This window comes from Rhizobium sp. L1K21, from assembly GCF_024055895.1.
Taxonomy (GTDB): domain Bacteria; phylum Pseudomonadota; class Alphaproteobacteria; order Rhizobiales; family Rhizobiaceae; genus Ensifer_A.
In genome coordinates this window covers 291,472-309,669 of sequence record NZ_JAMXLE010000002.1, presented here as the reverse complement: position 1 = coordinate 309,669, position 18,198 = coordinate 291,472, and the positions used below count along the sequence as shown (strand labels likewise).

Sequence of the window (18,198 nt, the reverse complement as noted above, 5' to 3'; positions counted from 1 at the left end):
GATGAAGCTTCTGATTATCGGCTGCGGCTATTCGGGCCAGGCAATCGCCCGCACCGCGAAGGGCGTTTTCAGCGAAATCAGCGGAACCACACGCAGTGCGGAGAAGGCAGAAAAGCTTCGTGAGGCCGGAATCGGCGCATTTATTTATGACGGTGGCGAACCTTCCGGTGAACTCGCCGCCGCCATGGCCGAAGCCACGCATATTATTCAATCCATTGCGCCGGGTGAGGGCGGTGATCCGCTCCTTAATCTTGGCATTGAGCGTCTACGCGCGCTCTGCCCTGCTTTGACTTGGATCGGTTACCTTTCCACCGTTGGCGTCTACGGTGATCATGATGGTGCATGGGTTACCGAGGAGACGGTATGCAAGCCTGTTTCCAGACGCTCGGTCGAACGCGTGGACGCCGAAAACGGCTGGCAGGAGTTTGCTGAAAAAACCGGTGTTCCAGTCGCCATATTGCGGCTATCGGGCATTTATGGGCCGGGGCGTAACACATTCAAAAACCTTGAAAAAGGCACCGCGCGCCGGCTGATCAAGGATGGTCAGGTCTTCAATCGCATCCGTGTCGAAGACATTGCCACCGCAGCGCTCTTTCTCGCTCAGCGCAACGAAGGCGGCATATTCAATGTCACCGATGACGAGCCGGCTCCGCCGCAGGATGTCGTGGAATTTGCAGCCCGGCTGATTGGTGCGCCCGTGCCGCCGGACGTGCCTTTCGAAACGGCAGATCTGAAACCAATGGCGCGCTCTTTTTATGGAGAAAACAAGCGCGTCTCGAACGCCAAGATCAAGTCTTTGGGCTTCGAATTCGCCTATCCGAATTACCGGCAATCTCTCCAATCGCTCCTGGAAAACGGATGGCAATAAGGTCACATCACGTCGCACAAAGCCCGCGCCAAAAGACATTTAAGTCTTGACGGGTCATTTTTTGGTCATTTTTTCCCTATTTAGCCGCCCGCGATTTATGAGAGAAACGGCGGATAAAAATGCAAAAGATGATCAGACGCGGCATGGTTGCCGCAACGGCTGCCTGCGTGCTTGGAATTTTGGCGATGTCACCGGCACAGGCAGCAGCCGGCGCCAATTGTGGAGGGGCATCATGGTACGCGCTCCACTCCAAGACAGCCTCCGGGGAACGCATGAACCCCGCGCTCAAGACAGCAGCCCATCGCAAGCTTCGTTTTGGCACCAAGATCAAGGTGACCAACATGCGCAATGGAAAAAGCGTCGTCGTTCGCGTCAACGACCGCGGTCCGTTCATCCGCGGACGGGTGCTTGATCTCTCCAAAGGGGCCGCAGCCGAGATCAGCATGATCCGGGCTGGCACTGCCAAGGTCTGCTACGAAATCATCCGTTGATGACGGATTATCCTCTTCGCAGTTGGCTGATGCGCTAAACACTTGCTCTGCCTCCGCTTCGGCTATACCACGAGGCTGGAAACTGAAGGAGAATGCGCATGCGTCTTGGCGGCCGGCTCGCGGGAGCCATCGAAGTCTTGACCGATATAGAGGAACGCCGCCGTCCCGTCGCCGATGCGTTGAAGGACTGGGGGCTTTCCCACCGCTTTGCGGGCTCTGGCGATCGCGCAGCCATTGGCAATATTGTCTATGATGCATTGCGTATGAAGCTCTCGCACGGCTGGATGATGGACGACAATGGCCCATTAACGTTGGGTTATGCGGTAATGTTCCGCCAGTGGGGTTATAACCCCGGAACACTGGCTGCAGAACTTGATGGAGACCGGTTTGCGCCCGCACCCCTCCCGCAAGCGAATGTGGAGGCATTCTCCAGTCGCGATATTGTGGATGCGCCTGCCCACATTCAGGGTGATATTCCAGAGTGGCTGGTGTCCTCCTTTGAGCAGAATTTCGGCGACCAATGGATTGCAGAAGCACAGGCTCTGAACCTGCGTCCGAGCCTTGATCTGCGCGTCAATACGCTGAAAGCCGATGAGGCTAAGGTGCTGAAGGCGCTGGAGCGTTCCGGCGCGCAGCCTGCCCCGCTTGCCAGAAACGGCATTCGCATTCCGCCGGGCGAATGCGGTGCGCGACTGCCAAACGTGACCGCTGAACTCGGCTTCCAGAAGGGCTGGTTCGAAGTCCAGGACGAAGGCTCCCAGATTGTTGCCGAAATGGTCTCCGCGCATGAGGGCGAACAGGTGTTGGATTACTGTGCCGGCGGCGGCGGCAAGACGCTGGCGCTCGCTGCACAGATGGTCAACAAGGGTCAAATCCACGCCTATGACGCAGACCGCAGACGCCTTGCTCCCATCATCGAGCGTTTGAAGCGTGCCGGCACCCGCAATGTCCAGGTTCATGATAGCGAGGATGGACTGGCAAATCTGCATCAGCGCTGCGACCGGGTTCTGATTGATGCACCCTGCACTGGCACGGGAACATGGCGACGCCGGCCCGACACCAAATGGCGTCTGAGTGAGAAGAACATAGAAGAACGGGTTGCGCAGCAGGCAGAGGTTCTCAACAACGCGTCGCAATATGTTCGTATAGGCGGAAAACTGGTCTATGTGACCTGTTCGCTCTTGCCGGAGGAGAACCAGCAGCAGATGCAGCGCTTCGTCGAGGCCAACCCCAGTTACAAATTGGCCGTGGCCTCTGATGTCTTCAAGGCCGTGACAAAAGTTAGCAGCCTCAAACCCCACTCTCCCGATGGCATGACGGTTACATTGTCGCCCGCAGCCACCGGTACAGATGGATTCTTCATAGCCATTCTCGACCGCACGGGCTGACGCCGGCGCGCGCGCTGTTTAGAACATTTCAAAACTTGATTGTTTGACACAGGTTTACGTTTGTAGCATGTAGGCTGCAATTTCGTTGAACTGAGAGGGACAATCATGAAAAGGAACATCTTGCGGAGCGCAGCACTTGGTCTTGCTGCGTCTGTGGCAATGACGGTTTCCGCAGCCGCTGCAGATTTGCAGGCCGTTGTCGATCACTATGCCGAAATCGCCCATGCCAATTATGAAGATGCGCTGATCACCGCAAAGGCACTCGACAAGGCGGTCGATGATCTGTTGGCTTCGCCCTCCGAGGAAACGCTGAAGGCGGCCCGTCAGGCATGGCTCAATGCGCGTCCTTCTTACCAGCAGACGGAACATTACCGCTTCGGCAACCCGGTCGTTGACGATTGGGAAGGCAAGGTCAATGCCTGGCCGCTGGACGAAGGCCTGATCGATTATGTCGATGTGTCCTACGGCACTGAAAGCGACGAAAACCCCGCTTACGTCGCCGATGTGATCGCCAACAAGCAGATCGAAATCAACGGCGAAACCATCGACACATCGGAAATCACCCCCGATCTTCTCGAAAACAAGCTTCAGGAAGCCGGCGGCATCGAAGCCAATGTCGCAACCGGTTACCATGCCATCGAGTTTCTGCTCTGGGGTCAGGATCTGAACGGCAATGGTCCGGGTGCCGGCAACCGCCCCTACACCGACTATGACACGGCCAATTGCACCCATGGCAATTGCGATCGTCGCGGCGAATATCTGAAGGCGGCGTCGACTTTGCTCGTCTCCGACCTCCAGGATATGACGCACAAGTTCGAGCGCGGCGGCGAAGCTGCCAAGGTCTTTACCGACGATCCGGGCAAGGGCCTTATTGCGATCCTCACCGGCATGGGCTCGCTGTCTTATGGCGAACTCGCCGGCGAACGCACCAAGCTCGGTCTTCTTCTGCACGATCCGGAAGAAGAGCATGATTGCTTCTCTGACAACACCTACAACTCACATTACTATGACGTTGTCGGCATTGTGACGGGCTACGATGGAACCTACACCCGCACCGACGGCACCGTAATGACCGGTCCTTCCATCAAGACCTTGCTGGAAGAAAAGGACCCGGACGTTGCCAAGGAACTGGAAGCCAAGCTCGCGAAGACTCTGGACGCCGCAGCGGCATTGAAGAAGCGCGGCGAAACAGTCGAGGCCTACGATCAGATGATCGCGGAAGGCAACGAAGAGGGCAATGCAGCCGTTCAGGCGCTTGTTGACGGCCTGGTCGATCAGACCAAGTCCATCCAGCGGGCCGTTTCCAGCCTCGGCCTCGGCGGCATTGAGGTTGAAGGGTCCGACAGCTTGGACAGCCCTAACTCGGTGTTCCAGTAAGATTATCCAGAGGCCGCGCCAACAGCGCGGCCTCATTCACTTTGAAATGAAGGCCGGTCTCTGAGAGCCGGTTTTTTGCATGAAAACGGCCCGGAATATTTTCAAGTCGATCATCGGCGGCGCATTCGTATTTGGCTTGACTGCTTCGGTCTTTGCCGAAGCGCCACCCCCACGCGCCGACTTGAACATCACGGATAACGCCCGTATCCGCGCTGTAACGCTACCCGCAACGGATTTTTCGAAACCGGAGGCATACGAGGCGATGCAAGGCGGGGCCACAACGCTTGCCGGCCACCATGGCCGTGATGTTTACACAAAGCCTGCCCCCAATCTCAGCCCGGAAGCGCTCTTGAACTTCAATCTCGGCAAGGCGCTTTTTGAGAAATTCTGGGTCTCTTCGCCCTCGTCCACGCAGGCCTCGGATGGTCTTGGTCCCCTCTACAATGCCCGCTCCTGTCACAGTTGCCATTTGCGCAATGGCCGTGGCGAGCCCCCGCGCGATGGGGACGCCACCTCATTCGTCCTGAGGCTCGCCCGACCTGCGGAAGGTGAAGAGAGCCAAAAGCAGATCGAGAAAATGGGTTGGGTGAACCTGCCTGATCCTGTCTACGGCAAGCAGTTGCAGGACTTCGCCGTCCCGGGCCTCCAGGCGGAAGGCAAGGTGCAAGTCTCCTATGGCGATGTTGAAGTGACAATGGGAGACGGCACCGCCGTCACGCTGCGCAAACCCTCTTACAGGATCGCGGAACCCAACTATGGCCCGATTGACGCCAAAACCACACTGTCACCCCGCATCGCCCAGCCCATGATTGGCCTCGGCCTGATCGAGGCGATCGCACCGGACGATATTCTCGCCGGTGCCGATCCCGATGACAAGAACGGCGATGGAATATCCGGTCGCGCGGCAACGACCCCGGAGGGCAATGGGCATGCGCAGGTCTTGGGATTGTTCGGCTGGAAGGCACAGCATGCAACAGTGCGTGCGCAAAGTGCAGCCGCACTCAATACGGATATCGGCATTTCCTCGCCTGATGAGCCCGCCTCCCACGGCGACTGCACGAGCGCAGAGGCAAAATGTCTGTCGATGGCGGACGGTGTTCAATCGCGGCTTGGCGACAGCGAAGCTCCCGATCCGGTCATGGAATTGCTGACGGACTATTCTTCAACGCTTGCCGTTCCGGCCCGGCGCGACGTAGGCAATCCTGAGGTTCTGGAGGGCAAGCAGCAGTTTTACGCGGCAGGCTGCATTGCGTGCCACCGGTCCAAATTTGTGACGCGTCGTGATGCCGCACGCAAGGAGTCTGCCTTTCAGCTGATCTGGCCTTATAGCGATTTTCTGTTACACGATATGGGAGAAGGTCTCGCTGATGGCCAGCAGGTCGGCACCGCTGACGGTCGCGAGTGGCGCACGCCGCCGCTCTGGGGTATAGGGCTCTCAGGTGTAGCAAACGGTCGCCGGTTCTTCCTTCATGACGGGCGGGCCCGGACGCTGGAGGAGGCTATTCTCTGGCACGGCGGTGAGGCAGAACTGTCAAAAGACCGTTACATGAAAATGAAAAAGAAAGACCGCGACGCACTTGTCCGGTTTCTGGAGTCATTATGAATTTCAAAATTCTCACGTCCCTTTCGATCCTGCTTCCCACTCTTTTGTCATCGCCTGCGCATGCAACGTTTGCTGAAGAGGCAGAGGTGGAAGCGGTGATGGACAAGGCCGTCGATCAGGCTATTCGCCCCGCCTATCACGCTTTTTCCGGCAAGGCCGCAGACATGGCGACGGCGATGGAGAGCCTTTGCAAGGAGAATTCGCAACCGGCCTTCGAAAATGCCCGCAACACGTTCGACGCTCTTGTCAGAGCTTGGTCGCAGGCGGAGGTTCTGCGCGATGGTCCCGTCATTCGCGAAAACCGCTTCGAACGTATTTTCTTCTATCCCGACCGCAAGAGCATCGGTCTGAAGCAGGTGCAGGCTCTGCTTGCCGTGAAGGACAAGGACGCCATCGATCTGGCGACCATGGACCAGAAAAGCGTGGCACTGCAGGGGATCGGCACGGAGGAATATATTCTCTTCGGAAAAGGCTCTGAAGAGCTCGCCGCTGGGCAGGAAAACTACCGTTGCCAGGCCGGACTGGCCGTTGCCAAAAACGTTGAAAATCTGGCAAATCAGCTGACCGAAGCCTGGGATGACCCTGACGGCATCCAGAAAGATTGGAAGAAGCCCGGTCCTGACAATGCCGTGTATCGCGATGGCGAAGAAGCACTATCGGGTCTTCTCGGTGTGCTGGTGCGTGGAGTGGAGACCATTCGCGACAAGCGGATTGCGGTTTTCTACAATCCCGACGACGGTTACAGCAATGCCAAGAAGGCAGCCCTTTGGCGCTCCAACAATACCTTTGCCTCCATTGCCGGAAATCTTGAGGGGCTGCAGGACTATTGGCTGAACTCCGGCATGCGCCACATCATCAAGGGCGATGCAACGGCCATCACCACCAACATCACCTTCGACTTCAAGACGGCGATTAAAACGGCCGAATCCTTCGGCAAGACGCCTGTTGCTGATGTGCTTAAGGACAAGAACCTTAAGCACAAGTTCGAGTTTCTGATGATGACGCTGGAAGACCTGCAGACCCGCCTCAACAACGATTACGGGCGCGCCATGGGGCTCGGCGCAAGCTTCACCTTCTCGGACGGAGACTAAACCCTTGCGCGGACGCCTGATCGACAGACGGTCTTTCATCCGCGCGTCCGGCGCGGCCTTTCTGGCCGGCCTCACGCCCCGCAGCCTGATGGCTTTGGAACGTGCTGATGCCGTCTATGCCGCCGGTTTCATGGATCGGGACGGCAACTATGGCATGGCGCTTGTCAGCGAGCAGGGGACGATCATCGACCGCATCGATCTTCCCGACCGCGCCCATGGGCTTGCTGCCTCGAAATCGACCGGCATGGTCGCAGCCTTTGCCAGACGTCCCGGCACATTCGTCTTTGTTTACGACATGAATGGACGCCAAGCGCCCGTCATCATCACCGCAAATGAAGACCGGCACTTTTACGGCCACGGAAAATTCTCGCCCGACGGCCGCCTGCTCTATGCGAGCGAAAACGACTTCGACAACCGGCGCGGTGTGATCGGCATCTATGATGCGACGGCGGGCTTTGAGCGTATCGGCGAATTCCCGACCTACGGTATCGGCCCGCACGATCTGACAGTGTCCGATGATGGTTCGGTTCTGATTGCGGCCAATGGCGGCATCGAAACGCATCCGGATTTCGGGCGCACCAAACTGAACCTCGATCACATGGAGCCATCGCTCGCCCTGATTGACGCCAAAACTGGTGCGCTCATGGAAAAACATGGGCTCTCGCCCGAATTGAGCCAGCTTTCGATCCGTCATGCCGACACTTGCGCCGATGGCCGCATCTGGTTTGCCTGCCAGTATCAGGGGCCCCGCAACGACCTGCCGCCGCTGATCGGTAGTCTTAAGCGCGGTGAAGATCTCAATCTTATAACACTGCCGGAAGATGTGACTGAAGGCTTGGCCAATTATGTCGGAGCCATTGCGGTCAACCGGCACGACGGCCTTGTGGCGGCAACCTCGCCAAAGGGCAGCAGCTATGTCATTCTGGACGCGGATACGGGCGCTTTGGTCAGCCAAAAGCGCTTCGATCACGCCAGCGCCGTGGCATCCGCATCGCATGGTTTTGCCGTGTCAAACGAGAACGGACTTTTCCTGCAAACACGCAGTGATGTAGCCTGGGACCAGCATGCAATCAGGTTAAAGGGCAAGGCATAGATGGCTTTCGAGTTCAACACCGTTGGCGGAACGAAAATTCTCTACGTTATGGCCGTCGATGCCGAATATGGCGAACATCTGCGCGCCCATATCAGCCCCCTGATGACCGGCGTTGGCCCTGTCGAATCCGCCATCGTGATCGCCTCCGCCCTGGCCCGCTTGGAAGCTTCGGGGCACAAGCCTGACCTGGTCGTTTCGCTCGGTTCTGCCGGTTCACCGTTACTGGAGCAGACTGAGGTCTATCAGGCAAGCTCGGTTTCCTATCGCGACATGGATGCCTCGCCGCTCGGCTTTGAGAAAGGCGTGACACCTTTCCTCGATCTGCCCGCAAGGATTGATCTGCCGCACCGCATTCCCGGCGTTCCGGCAGCAAGCCTGTCGACAGGTGCCAACATCGTCTCCGGTGCAGCCTATAATCTGATCGATGCCGATATGGTGGATATGGAAAGCTTTGCAGTCATGCGCGCCTGTATGCTGCACAACCTTCCGATGATTGGTCTGCGTGGCATTTCCGATGGCAAGGCTGAGCTCAGCCATGTCAGTGACTGGACCGAATATCTGCATGTTGTCGATGAAAATCTGGCAAAAGCGGTCCACGCGCTTGAAGAGTCCTTGGACAACGGCACCTTAATATTGTAAGGGCCGGGCAGAGAAACCGAATTCTCGCTTTCCTCCCTGCTGGCAAGACTTCCAAGAGGCGCACCATGTCTGTGATACCCCATCCCGAAGCTATTCTCATCATTGATTTCGGGAGCCAGGTCACACAGCTGATTGCGCGGCGCATTCGCGAAACCGGTGTTTATTGCGAAATCTGGCCCTATAACAAAGCCGATGAAGGTTTCGAGAAACTGAACCCGAAAGGTGTTGTTTTCTCCGGTGGTCCGGATTCAGTGACTCGGGAAGGCAGCCCGCGCGCGCCACAGGCCGTGTTTGACAGCGGCGTCCCGATCTTGGCCATCTGCTACGGTCAGCAGACGCTGGCGCTTCAGCTCGGGGGATCGGTCGAAGGTGGTCACGCGGCAGAATTCGGTCGCGCAGATGTGGAAATTCTCAAAAGCTCACCGCTCTTTGATGGCATCTGGGAAGTCGGCAAGTCTTACCCTGTGTGGATGAGCCATGGCGACCGCGTCACAAAGGCGCCGGAAGGCTTCGAGATCATCGGCACCTCGCCGAACGCGCCCTTTGCCATCTGCGTCAACGAGGAAAAGCGCTACTACACCACCATGTTCCACCCGGAAGTGGTGCACACACGCGATGGCGGCAAGCTGCTTGCCAATTTCGTGCACAAGATCGTCGGCCTGCATTCCGATTGGACTATGGCTGCCTATCGCGCCGAGATGATCCAGAAGATCCGCGAGCAGGTGGGCAGCGAGCGGGTGCTCTGCGCGCTTTCGGGCGGTGTCGATTCCTCCGTTGCAGCCGTCCTCATTCACGAGGCGATCGGCGATCAGCTCACTTGCGTTTATGTCGATCACGGCCTCATGCGCCAGGGCGAAAGCGATCAGGTCGTCGGCATGTTCCGCGACCATTTCAACATTCCGCTCGTCCATGTTGATGCATCCGACCTCTTTATCGGCCAGCTGGAAGGGGAATCCGACCCCGAGACCAAGCGCAAGATCATTGGTCGCCTTTTCATTGAAGTGTTCGAAGAAGAAGCCAAGAAGATCGCCAGCGACGGCAAGGGTGCGCCTAGCTTCCTCGCCCAGGGAACACTTTATCCCGACGTTATCGAAAGCGTGTCGTTTTCAGGCGGCCCGTCGGTCACCATCAAGAGCCACCACAATGTGGGCGGTCTGCCTGAACGCATGAACATGAAGCTTGTCGAGCCGCTGCGCGAACTTTTCAAGGATGAAGTTCGCGCCCTTGGCCGCGAGCTCGGTATTCCCGAAAGCTTCATTGGCCGCCATCCGTTCCCGGGCCCCGGCCTCGGCATCCGCCTTCCCGGTGGCGTGACCCGCGAAAAGCTCGACATCCTGCGCAAGGCCGACGCGATCTATATCGAGGAAATCCGCAAGGCCGGCCTCTATGATGAAATCTGGCAGGCATTCTCGGTTCTCCTGCCCGTCCAGACCGTCGGCGTCATGGGCGATGGCCGCACCTACGATCGTGTGCTGGCACTGCGCGCCGTCACCTCCGTCGACGGCATGACCGCCGACTTCTACCCCTTTGACATGAACTTCCTCGGCCGCGTCTCCACGCGCATTATCAACGAGGTCAAAGGCATCAACCGCGTCGTCTACGATGTAACCTCGAAGCCGCCCGGCACAATCGAGTGGGAATGATGTGTGCTCATCCGAATGCCGCCAATTTTGCGCCGCGATAAGATTTAAATCATTGTAAATAAAAATAAATGCCTCCTGTTCCTACGGCGTCATCGGTGGGCATGGATCCCGTTTGGCAGCCTCGCTGACGGGCCTCGCCCCCATTGATCAGATCAGTTGTTGAAGACCGGGGACCCCGCGGCCACGAAGGGCCTAGACCTCGTCCAACGGCTCGGCATGCATATTGCACCCGCCAGGCCGCAAGGCTCAGCCATGGCGGCGGAATAGCTCAATCAGGCAGGCTTCGGGCGAGAATATCCACCGCCCGGGCAATCTGCCACTCGTCCAGCGCCGCGTAGCCGAGACGAAGGGCTTGCGGCGCGGCGCGATCAAGGGCGAAGCGTGTGCCGGGCAGAAGTGCGAGCCCGGCCGTTTCGGCGCGCTCCGCCCAGGTGTCGGCGGAGACGCCCACGCATCGCAGCCACAGGGCCAGACCGCCCGCAGGGCTGTCGAACATGATCCGCCCGTCCAGTTGCGCCGACAGCGCCGACGCCAGGACATCGCGCCGGGCGCGGTAGATGCGTCGGGCCTTCCGCGCATGGCGACCGAGATCGCCGTTGCGGATCAGGTCCGCCAGCGCGGCCTCAAGCGGTGCGTCGCCCTGCCGGTCGATCGCCGCACGAGCGGCCGCCATGCGAGTAAGCAGCGGCTCTGGGGCCATCGCATAGCCGAGACGGATACCGGGCGAGAGCAGTTTGGAGAGCGAGCCTACGTAGATCAACGACATATCTGCCGGGGCGCGGGCCGCAAGCGGCAGGACCGGACGCCCTTCGAAGCGGTACTCGTGATCGTAGTCATCCTCGATCAGCGTGATGCCGTGACGCTCGACCGTGTCGAGAAGCTGCAGCCGCCGCGCCGCGCCCATGGTGACCGTGGTCGGATACTGATGATGGGGCGTGACATAAACAGCCACGATGCGTGGATCACTTTCGATTGCCGCCTCAAGGGCGGCGACCGACAGCCCACCCGCATCGACGGGAATGCCGCGCACGGCAACGCCCGCAGCCCTGAAGGCCTCCCAGGCCAGCGGGTAACCGGGTTCCTCCACGGCAATCGTCTGACCGGGCTTCACCGCCGCCCTGGCCGCCAGGAACAGCGCCATCTGGCTGCCGCGCGTGATCAGCAGCCGTGCCGGATCGGCGACCACGCCTCGGTCCGTGGCGAGATAGGACGACAGCGCGTGACGCAGGATCGGCGTGCCGCGGGCATCGCCGTAATCCGCGCTGCCGCGGAAAGCCGGCGACAGCAATGCCCGGCGGAAGGCGCGCGCCAGCGCCTTGTCCGGCACCAGCCTGGGATCGGGCGCGCCGTCGCTGAAGGCCAGGTGCGGGCGGACGGTTGCGGGCTCTCGGGGTATGGGCGCGGAAACCGGCTCCGCAATGCTGTCGGGCAGATCCTCGGCGACGAATGTGCCGCGCGCGGGTTCGGCATGGAGCCAGCCCTGCGTCATGAGCTCCTGATAGGCGGCGTCGACCGTATTGCGGTGAACGCCGAGCTCGCGCGCCAGTGCCCGCGTACCAGGCAGGCGAACGCCGGGCTTAAGGCGGCCCCGCATGATGTCGCTGGTGATCGCCCCGGCGATCGCCAGAAACAGCGGCCCGGCGGGCTCCTTCTCGATGTCCAGCGCAAGCGGTTCCGATGCCATGACAACCGGCCTATCAAAAGTTTCAAAACTGGCTCTTTTGTTTAGGCCGGATATTCGCGAGACACATGGAAAAACGCAAGAGGCCCCCATGTCGAAATCCGCCCTGATTCTGTGCCATCTCCCTTTCGAGGACCTCGGCAGCTTTGGCCCGGTGCTTGAGGAAGAAGGCTACCGGCTCAACCATGCCGAAGCTGGCATCGATGCCTTGCCGGAGTCGCTCGGTCCCGATCTCGTGGTGGTGCTCGGTGGCCCGATCGGGGTGAATGACACGCAAGCGTACCCGTGCATGAAGACAGAGCGCGACTGGCTGGCACTGCGTCTGGTGGCCCGCCGCCCGACACTCGGCATCTGCCTTGGCGCACAGCTCATGGCGGCGGCGTTCGGCGCGAGGGTCGCTCCGATGCCCCGCAAGGAAATCGGCTTTTCCGCCCTGACACTGACGGAGGCCGGCATTGGCAGCCCGCTTCGTCACCTGCGGGATGTGCCCGTTCTCCACTGGCATGGCGAAGCCTTCGAGATCCCGGATGGAGCGGACAGTCTCGCCAGCACCGCCGCCTGCGCGGCCCAGGCCTTTGCAATGGGCGCAACTGTTCTGGGGCTGCAATTCCACCCCGAAGCAGGCCAACTGCCCGCTTTCGAACGCTGGCTCATCGGCCACAGCGTGGAACTGGCCCAAGCGGGCATCGACCCGGCCAGCCTGCGTCGTGACGCCATCGCGTATGGTCCGGCGCTGAGGCATGCCGGCCAATCCATGCTCCGGGCATGGCTGCAGGAGTTGCCGGCATGACCGTGATCACCATTCTGATCGGGCGCGCCAGACCGTTGGCGGGAAGCGACGCGCAAAGCGGCATCATGAAGACGCCGGTGAACAGGCCGCTTCGCCTCGGCCCTGAAGGGTTCGAAGGCGACGAGCAGGCGGACCGACGGGTTCATGGCGGCGTCGAAAAGGCCGTGCATCATTACCCGTTGGATCACTATCAGCTCTGGCGTGAGGAACTCGGCGATCTGCCGGCGCTTGCCGCTCCCGGCGGATTTGGCGAGAACATCTCGGCATTGGGCCCGACCGAAAACACCGTCGCAGTGGGGGATGTTTTCCGGCTGGGCACGGCACTCTTGCAGGTCTCGCAGGGGCGACAGCCCTGCTGGAAACTCAATCATCGTTTCGAGGTGCCCGACATGGCCCGCCGCGTCCAGCAGAGCGGCCGCACCGGCTGGTATTATCGCGTGCTGGAAGATGGACTCGTGAAGACGGGGGACCGGCTTGAACTGGCGGACCGCGTCGCACCAGACTGGACGCTCCACCGGCTCTGGCATGCGCTTTATGTCGACCGGTTGAACCTGGACGAATTGAAGGGCATAGCGGCCCTCGACGTGCTGGCAGAAGGCTGGCGGAAATATGCGGTTCGGCGGCTCGAGAGCGGACGCGTGGAAGATTGGCGCAAGAGACTGGACGGCACTCCATGACATCCCCTCCCTTCGTGATATCGATCCAGAGCCAGGTCGTGTTCGGCCATGTCGGCAATTCCGCGGCCGTGTTTCCGATGCTCGCGGCTGGGCTGGAAGTGGCGGCGATTCCGACGGTCATCTTCTCCAATACGCCCGACTATCCGACGCTGCGTGGCCGGGCGCTGCCGCCGGAATTCTTCTCGGACCTGTTGCAGGGCGCACGCGAGCGCGGCCTCCCGGAACGCGCGGATTTCGTTCTGACCGGCTATATCGGTTCGCTCGATGTGGCGCTGATGGTCGCGGATTTCGTGGCCGAGGCCAAGGCCGTCAATCCGCGCCTTGTCTATCTCTGCGATCCGGTGATGGGCGATGCCGGGCCCGGCCTCTATGTGCCGGAGACCATTGCCGACGTCATGCGCGAGCGATTGCTGCCGATGGCCGATATCGCGACGCCGAACCCGTTTGAACTGGGCTGGCTGACCGGGCAGCCGATCGCGACCATGGCGGACCTCAAAGCCGCCCGAGCCTTTCTCCGCATCGCGCCCGGCGCCTATCTTATCGCCACTGGGTGCGCGCTCGACGATACGCCCGCCGGCCATATCGAAAGCGTCATACTCGGAGCCGCCGGCGCAAGCCGTCATCCTGTGGAGCACCTGCCGGTCGCGCTTGCGGGAACGGGCGATCTGTTCGCCGGGCTGATCGTCGCGGGGCTCGCGCGCGGATTTCCCCTGACGCAGAGCGTCGAAGCAGCGCAGCGCCTCACATCGCGCGCGCTGGACCAGGCCCGTGCCCTCGGCGCGGGCGAAGTGGTGTTGAGCGAACCAGAGTTCCGCCGCGAACTTCTGACGCTCGATGGCGAATGAAGTTGCTTCATCTGAACTGGGAAGGTCTCGGTGTTGACTGCGGTGTGAGCATTGGTCAGTTGCGGTCCTCACATCCTCTGCACAAAAGCATGAGAAATATTGCGGATCGACTGAGACGACTTCAGTTCAGCGCTTCCAGAAGATGCTTATGATTTCGAGCATGAAACTGGGGACCCTCGCGATGAAAGCTTATCGTTTGCTGACCGGCGTTGATGATACGGCCTTCTGTCACCGCATTACTGAGGCCCTCAACCTGGGCTGGAGCCTGCATGGGAGCCCGGTCCTGACCTACGACGGCGTGCGTCAGGCCGTGATTTGCGGGCAAGCGATCACGAAGGATGTTCCTGACCGCAGTTACGAGCCCTCCATGGATCTTTCACAACAATAGAAGGGCGACAGAATGACCTCATTCATCACATTGCCAGGTATCGGCGGTTCCGGTGAAACCCACTGGCAAACGCATTGGGAGGCGTCAGACCCTTGCTTTACCCGGTTCCATCCTTCCGACTGGGAGAAGCCCCATCTTGCAGACTGGCAAGACGCGCTGGAAAGGCAAATCGACAATTCGCCATCGCCGCCTGTTCTCGTCGCGCATAGTCTGGCCTGCCTGCTCGTCGCGCACGCGGCAGAGATGGTCGCGGGCCGGGTTATGGGTGCTTTTCTGGTCGCAGTCCCCGATCCCGCTTCCGCTGAATTCCCGACAGCAGCGGCCAGCTTCGCAAACCCGCCACGCCATCGCCTGCCGTTCCCGGCCCTCATCGTGGCAAGCGCCAACGACCCTTATGCCGCCCCAGAGTATGTTAAAGAACGCGCCGAGGAATGGGGCGCCGGTTTCGTCGAGATCGGCCCGTGCGGCCATATCAACGGCGCAAGCGGCCTCGGTCTCTGGGACCAGGGACGGATGCTCCTTGGCGCATTCTGTGCTGGCCTGAGGTCCTGACATGGATGCCTTTTCCGCTGTTGCCGCCTTTTCGATCGCCGCCGCTCTTTTGACAATGACGCCTGGGCTGGACACGGCCATGGTCTTGCGCACTGCCACTGTTGAGGGCGGCAAGCAGGCCATGCAGGCTGGCACCGGGGTCGTAACCGGTGTTCTGGCGTGGGGACTGTTGGCTTCGGCGGGTCTCGGAGCGGTTCTCACCGTATCGGAGGTCGGCTACCGGCTTCTTCAATATCTCGGCGCTGGCTACATCATCTGGCTGGGCGCGCGGCTGATCCGGGGCGCAATCCGCAGAACCGTCGAGGAGGGAGGGGCGCTTCACAGCGTGCCGGCAGGCAAGTCGATCAATAAAAGTGCCAACTGGTTCTGGCGCGGTCTGATGACCAACCTTCTCAATCCGAAAGTCGGCGTGTTTTACGTCAGCTTCCTGCCGCAGTTCATTCCGCAGGATGTTCCGGTTGTCATCTTCAGCATGGCACTGGCGGCCATTCATGCGCTCATGGGTCTCATCTGGTTCGCGGCCATCACGGCTGCGACGCGGCCATTCGCGCGCATTTTCCATAGCTCGCTCTTCAAGCGTGGCGTCGATGGAGTAACTGGCGCGGTCCTGATTGCCTTCGGTGTCCGGTTGGCCTTCGAAGAGCGGGGTTGATCAGGTTTGGAGATGAATACCACGGCCCTTTTGGTCTCCGCCGGTCTTGTGGGCGGAGCCTGCAATGCAGTCGCCGGGGCTCGCTGGATTATTCCGACCATCCTGCGCGGCATCGTCATTGCCGTCGGGTTTGGGCTGACTTGGTTCTATTTCTAAGATGCGGCGGCCAGAGGAACAGAGTGGGGAACGGCGCGTCTACGGTCTCATACTGGTTGGCTCAGGAACCGTGCTCTGGAGCCTTGCTGGCCTGTTCGTACGCGCAATTGATCTTGGGCTTTGGGATCTGATCCTGTGGCGTTCTCTCTTCGCCTGCCTTTGCCTTGTTGCCATCGCCATCGCAAGGCCGGCGGAAGCAGTGCGTTTCGACTGGCGCTTCTGCCTGGCCGCCTCATTCTCCGCCACCGCAATGTTCTGCTATGTCGCCGCCCTCACGATGACGACGGTCGCAAACGTTTTGATCATCTACGCGACACTTCCCTTCGTGACAGCCGCATTGGCCTTCGCGGTCGGTCGGGAAGCGGCCTCGCGACGCCTGTTGATGGCGAGCGCAGTATCGATGATCGGGATCGTGCTTGTTGCGGGGACGGCACTGGGGGCGAGCGATATCAAGGGTAACTTGCTGGCCTTCGCAATGACGCTGAGCTTTGGGACGCTTCTCATCGTCACACGCCGCAACCGAGCCCTGAATCTCATTCACGTGAATGCCGCCGGAGCAGCGTTGTGTGCGGTTGCGGCATTTCCATTCTCATCCGGGCAACTTCCGGGCTACGGTGCGCTCGGATTGATATTCATGCTGGCCTTTCTCACGACCGCGCTCGCATTCCTGCTGTTCCTCGCGGGTGGACGTCATGTCGCTTCGTCAGAGTCGGCTTTGATCGCACTTCTGGATGTGGTGCTCGGTCCGCTTTGGGTTTGGTTGGCCTTCGCCGAAGATCCGGGGAAATCGGCAATCGCAGGTGGTCTTATCGTAGTGGCGGCAGTGGTCTGGTATTTCTGGCCGTCCCTGCGCCGGTCTCGATGCTGAAGCGATCGACTATGCGCCTGATCGCGGGAAGCGCCTGCTCAAGATCTTCAGAGGATGGCGCGCCGATACAAAGACGGATTCCGGAGCTATTGCCATTCGCGGAGGTTGAAGAGGGCGGCGTAACCAGAACACCCAGCGCCTTTGCCGCAGTCTCGAGTGCCCCGGCATCGGAATGGTTTAGCGGAACCCACAGATGATAGCCGACATGGACAGGCTGGCGTACAGCTTGCCCCAACAAGTCCATTGCCCTCGCGCGGCGGCGAATGGCTTCTTCCTGTATAGCGGTGCTGATCGCATCGGCCGTTCCATCAAGAAGCCATTGTTCCATGACCGAGCAACTCAGCGGACTGATCATCAGCCCGCTGGCATGCATCGCGGTTTCCGCATGGTCCAGCCACGCCCGCGGAACCACCAGACCGCCGATCCGCAAAGCCGGATTGAGGGTCTTCGAAAGGCTGTTGATATAAAAGACATGCTCAGGCGCAAGACTCGCTATCGGTGGATAGTCCGGATCGGGCGCGAGGGCATAAACGTCGTCCTCGATCACGATGATGCCGAACTTGCGGCAGATTTGCGCGATCGCGCGCCTTCTCGCTTTGCTCATGGAACTCGTGGTCGGGTTCTGCATCGTCGGCATGAGATAGACTGCTGCGTTGCTGCCGCGACTTGTCGCGAGTTCCCGTTCAAGCTGATCCGGCAGCATGCCTTCGTCATCCATAGCAATTGAAGTGAGCTTGACGCCCAGATGACGCGCAACGTTGATCACACCGGGATAGGTCTCTTCCTCCACATAGAGCGTACCGCCGGGACCGCAGAGCGTGGAGAGGCTGACGGACAGCGCATGCTGCGCACCATTGGTCAGAAGCAGGCAGGAAGGATCGGCGTCCAGACCGAGACGGCGAAACCAGCGCGCCATTTCGTGGCGGAACCTCTGATGCCCGGTTACGGGCGGATAGGTATTGAAAATATCCGAGTCGATACGCTTGGCAATCGCGTTGAGCGATCGGGCCAGAAGCCTCTCGCTGATGACGGCGGGCGGCGCGTTTCTCGAAAGATCGATGACGTCGCCTCTGCGGGCTTCGGTAACGGCCACGAAGGTGCCCCGTCCCTTGACGGAGCGCAGCAGGCCGCGCCGCTCCAGGATTCCGTAGGCCTTCGTGACCGTGCCAAGGCCGATGCCGAGACGCCAGGCAAGATCGCGGTGGGCCGGAAGCCTGTCTCCAACCTCCAATCGCCCGGCTGCGATGTCCTCCGACACGGCGGCGACGAGCCGATCGCATGGAGAGTCCATCTCACCAGTAAGGCGAGGCTGCCAGGGTGATTGTAAACGCATGGGAGTAGCCTGATAGTGTCATGTTACGCTTTTGCATTTTACGGGAAGTGTAACATCAAATAC

The 18,198-nt window shown here is 60.1% G+C and carries 19 protein-coding genes; 17 read left to right on the top strand and 2 right to left on the bottom strand.

Annotated elements, in window-relative coordinates; all coding sequences use genetic code 11:
- Position 1: 1 nt before the first annotated feature.
- The 9 genes from NHF56_RS14000 to guaA all read left to right on the top strand — a co-directional run bounded on the left by NHF56_RS14000 (position 2) and on the right by guaA (position 10,193).
- Complete coding sequence (locus NHF56_RS14000; RefSeq protein ID WP_252805549.1) at positions 2-868, top strand: SDR family oxidoreductase; 867 nt, start codon at positions 2-4, stop codon at positions 866-868.
- A gap of 143 nt (positions 869-1,011) precedes the next feature.
- Positions 1,012-1,359, top strand: a complete 348-nt coding sequence (locus tag NHF56_RS13995; protein ID WP_373456317.1) for a septal ring lytic transglycosylase RlpA family protein — start codon at positions 1,012-1,014, stop codon at positions 1,357-1,359.
- A gap of 98 nt (positions 1,360-1,457) precedes the next feature.
- A complete protein-coding gene (locus tag NHF56_RS13990) occupies positions 1,458-2,747 on the top strand; it encodes an RsmB/NOP family class I SAM-dependent RNA methyltransferase (protein ID WP_252805545.1) in 1,290 nt (429 codons plus the stop codon).
- A 105-nt stretch (positions 2,748-2,852) separates the two neighbouring features.
- Positions 2,853-4,124: an imelysin family protein gene (locus NHF56_RS13985; RefSeq protein WP_252805543.1), complete on the top strand. Its 1,272-nt coding sequence runs from the start codon at positions 2,853-2,855 to the stop codon at positions 4,122-4,124.
- A 79-nt stretch (positions 4,125-4,203) separates the two neighbouring features.
- Positions 4,204-5,727 carry a di-heme oxidoredictase family protein gene (locus tag NHF56_RS13980; RefSeq protein WP_252805541.1) on the top strand — a complete coding sequence of 508 codons (1,524 nt, stop codon included), beginning with the start codon at positions 4,204-4,206 and terminating at the stop codon, positions 5,725-5,727.
- Entirely contained in the window at positions 5,724-6,818 is a 1,095-nt protein-coding gene (locus tag NHF56_RS13975) for an imelysin family protein (protein ID WP_252805539.1), read from the top strand. The genes NHF56_RS13980 and NHF56_RS13975 overlap by 4 nt, the downstream gene beginning before the upstream one ends.
- A 4-nt stretch (positions 6,819-6,822) precedes the next feature.
- Positions 6,823-7,911 (top strand): DUF1513 domain-containing protein, encoded by a 1,089-nt coding sequence (locus NHF56_RS13970; protein ID WP_252805537.1) that lies wholly within the window; start codon positions 6,823-6,825, stop codon positions 7,909-7,911.
- A complete protein-coding gene (locus tag NHF56_RS13965; protein WP_252805535.1) occupies positions 7,912-8,550 on the top strand; it encodes a 5'-methylthioadenosine/S-adenosylhomocysteine nucleosidase in 639 nt (212 codons plus the stop codon). It begins immediately after the preceding gene.
- A gap of 65 nt (positions 8,551-8,615) precedes the next feature.
- Positions 8,616-10,193: a glutamine-hydrolyzing GMP synthase gene (gene guaA / locus NHF56_RS13960; RefSeq protein WP_252805533.1), complete on the top strand. Its 1,578-nt coding sequence runs from the start codon at positions 8,616-8,618 to the stop codon at positions 10,191-10,193.
- Between the two features lie 268 nt (positions 10,194-10,461).
- Here guaA and NHF56_RS13955 read toward each other — a convergent pair whose 3' ends face one another.
- Positions 10,462-11,877 (bottom strand): PLP-dependent aminotransferase family protein, encoded by a 1,416-nt coding sequence (locus NHF56_RS13955; RefSeq protein WP_252805531.1) that lies wholly within the window; start codon positions 11,875-11,877, stop codon positions 10,462-10,464.
- 88 nt (positions 11,878-11,965) lie between these two features.
- Between NHF56_RS13955 and NHF56_RS13950 the strand changes: the two genes are divergently transcribed.
- From NHF56_RS13950 to NHF56_RS13915, 8 genes are all read left to right on the top strand, one after another.
- The gene (locus tag NHF56_RS13950; protein ID WP_252805935.1) at positions 11,966-12,664 is read left to right on the top strand and encodes a glutamine amidotransferase; all 699 of its coding nucleotides are present in this window, start codon (positions 11,966-11,968) and stop codon (positions 12,662-12,664) included.
- Positions 12,661-13,341 carry an MOSC domain-containing protein gene (locus tag NHF56_RS13945; RefSeq protein WP_252805529.1) on the top strand — a complete coding sequence of 227 codons (681 nt, stop codon included), beginning with the start codon at positions 12,661-12,663 and terminating at the stop codon, positions 13,339-13,341. The genes NHF56_RS13950 and NHF56_RS13945 overlap by 4 nt, the downstream gene beginning before the upstream one ends.
- Positions 13,338-14,186 carry a pyridoxal kinase gene (gene pdxY, locus NHF56_RS13940; protein WP_252805527.1) on the top strand — a complete coding sequence of 283 codons (849 nt, stop codon included), beginning with the start codon at positions 13,338-13,340 and terminating at the stop codon, positions 14,184-14,186. The genes NHF56_RS13945 and pdxY overlap by 4 nt, the downstream gene beginning before the upstream one ends.
- 181 nt (positions 14,187-14,367) lie before the next feature.
- Entirely contained in the window at positions 14,368-14,574 is a 207-nt protein-coding gene (locus tag NHF56_RS13935; protein ID WP_252805525.1) for a DUF1737 domain-containing protein, read from the top strand.
- 12 nt (positions 14,575-14,586) lie between these two features.
- Positions 14,587-15,126, top strand: coding sequence for an alpha/beta hydrolase (locus NHF56_RS13930; RefSeq protein ID WP_252805523.1), 540 nt, complete (start codon positions 14,587-14,589; stop codon positions 15,124-15,126).
- 1 nt (position 15,127) lies between these two features.
- Complete coding sequence (locus NHF56_RS13925) at positions 15,128-15,778, top strand: LysE family translocator (RefSeq protein WP_252805522.1); 651 nt, start codon at positions 15,128-15,130, stop codon at positions 15,776-15,778.
- A 12-nt stretch (positions 15,779-15,790) separates the two neighbouring features.
- Positions 15,791-15,934, top strand: a complete 144-nt coding sequence (locus NHF56_RS13920) for a hypothetical protein (protein WP_252805520.1) — start codon at positions 15,791-15,793, stop codon at positions 15,932-15,934.
- Between the two features lies 1 nt (position 15,935).
- The gene (locus tag NHF56_RS13915; protein ID WP_252805518.1) at positions 15,936-16,802 is read left to right on the top strand and encodes a DMT family transporter; all 867 of its coding nucleotides are present in this window, start codon (positions 15,936-15,938) and stop codon (positions 16,800-16,802) included.
- Here the strand turns inward: NHF56_RS13915 and NHF56_RS13910 are convergent.
- Positions 16,741-18,093, bottom strand: a complete 1,353-nt coding sequence (locus NHF56_RS13910) for a PLP-dependent aminotransferase family protein (RefSeq protein ID WP_252805516.1) — start codon at positions 18,091-18,093, stop codon at positions 16,741-16,743. The genes NHF56_RS13915 and NHF56_RS13910 overlap by 62 nt on opposite strands.
- Between the last annotated feature and the right edge of the window lie 105 nt (positions 18,094-18,198).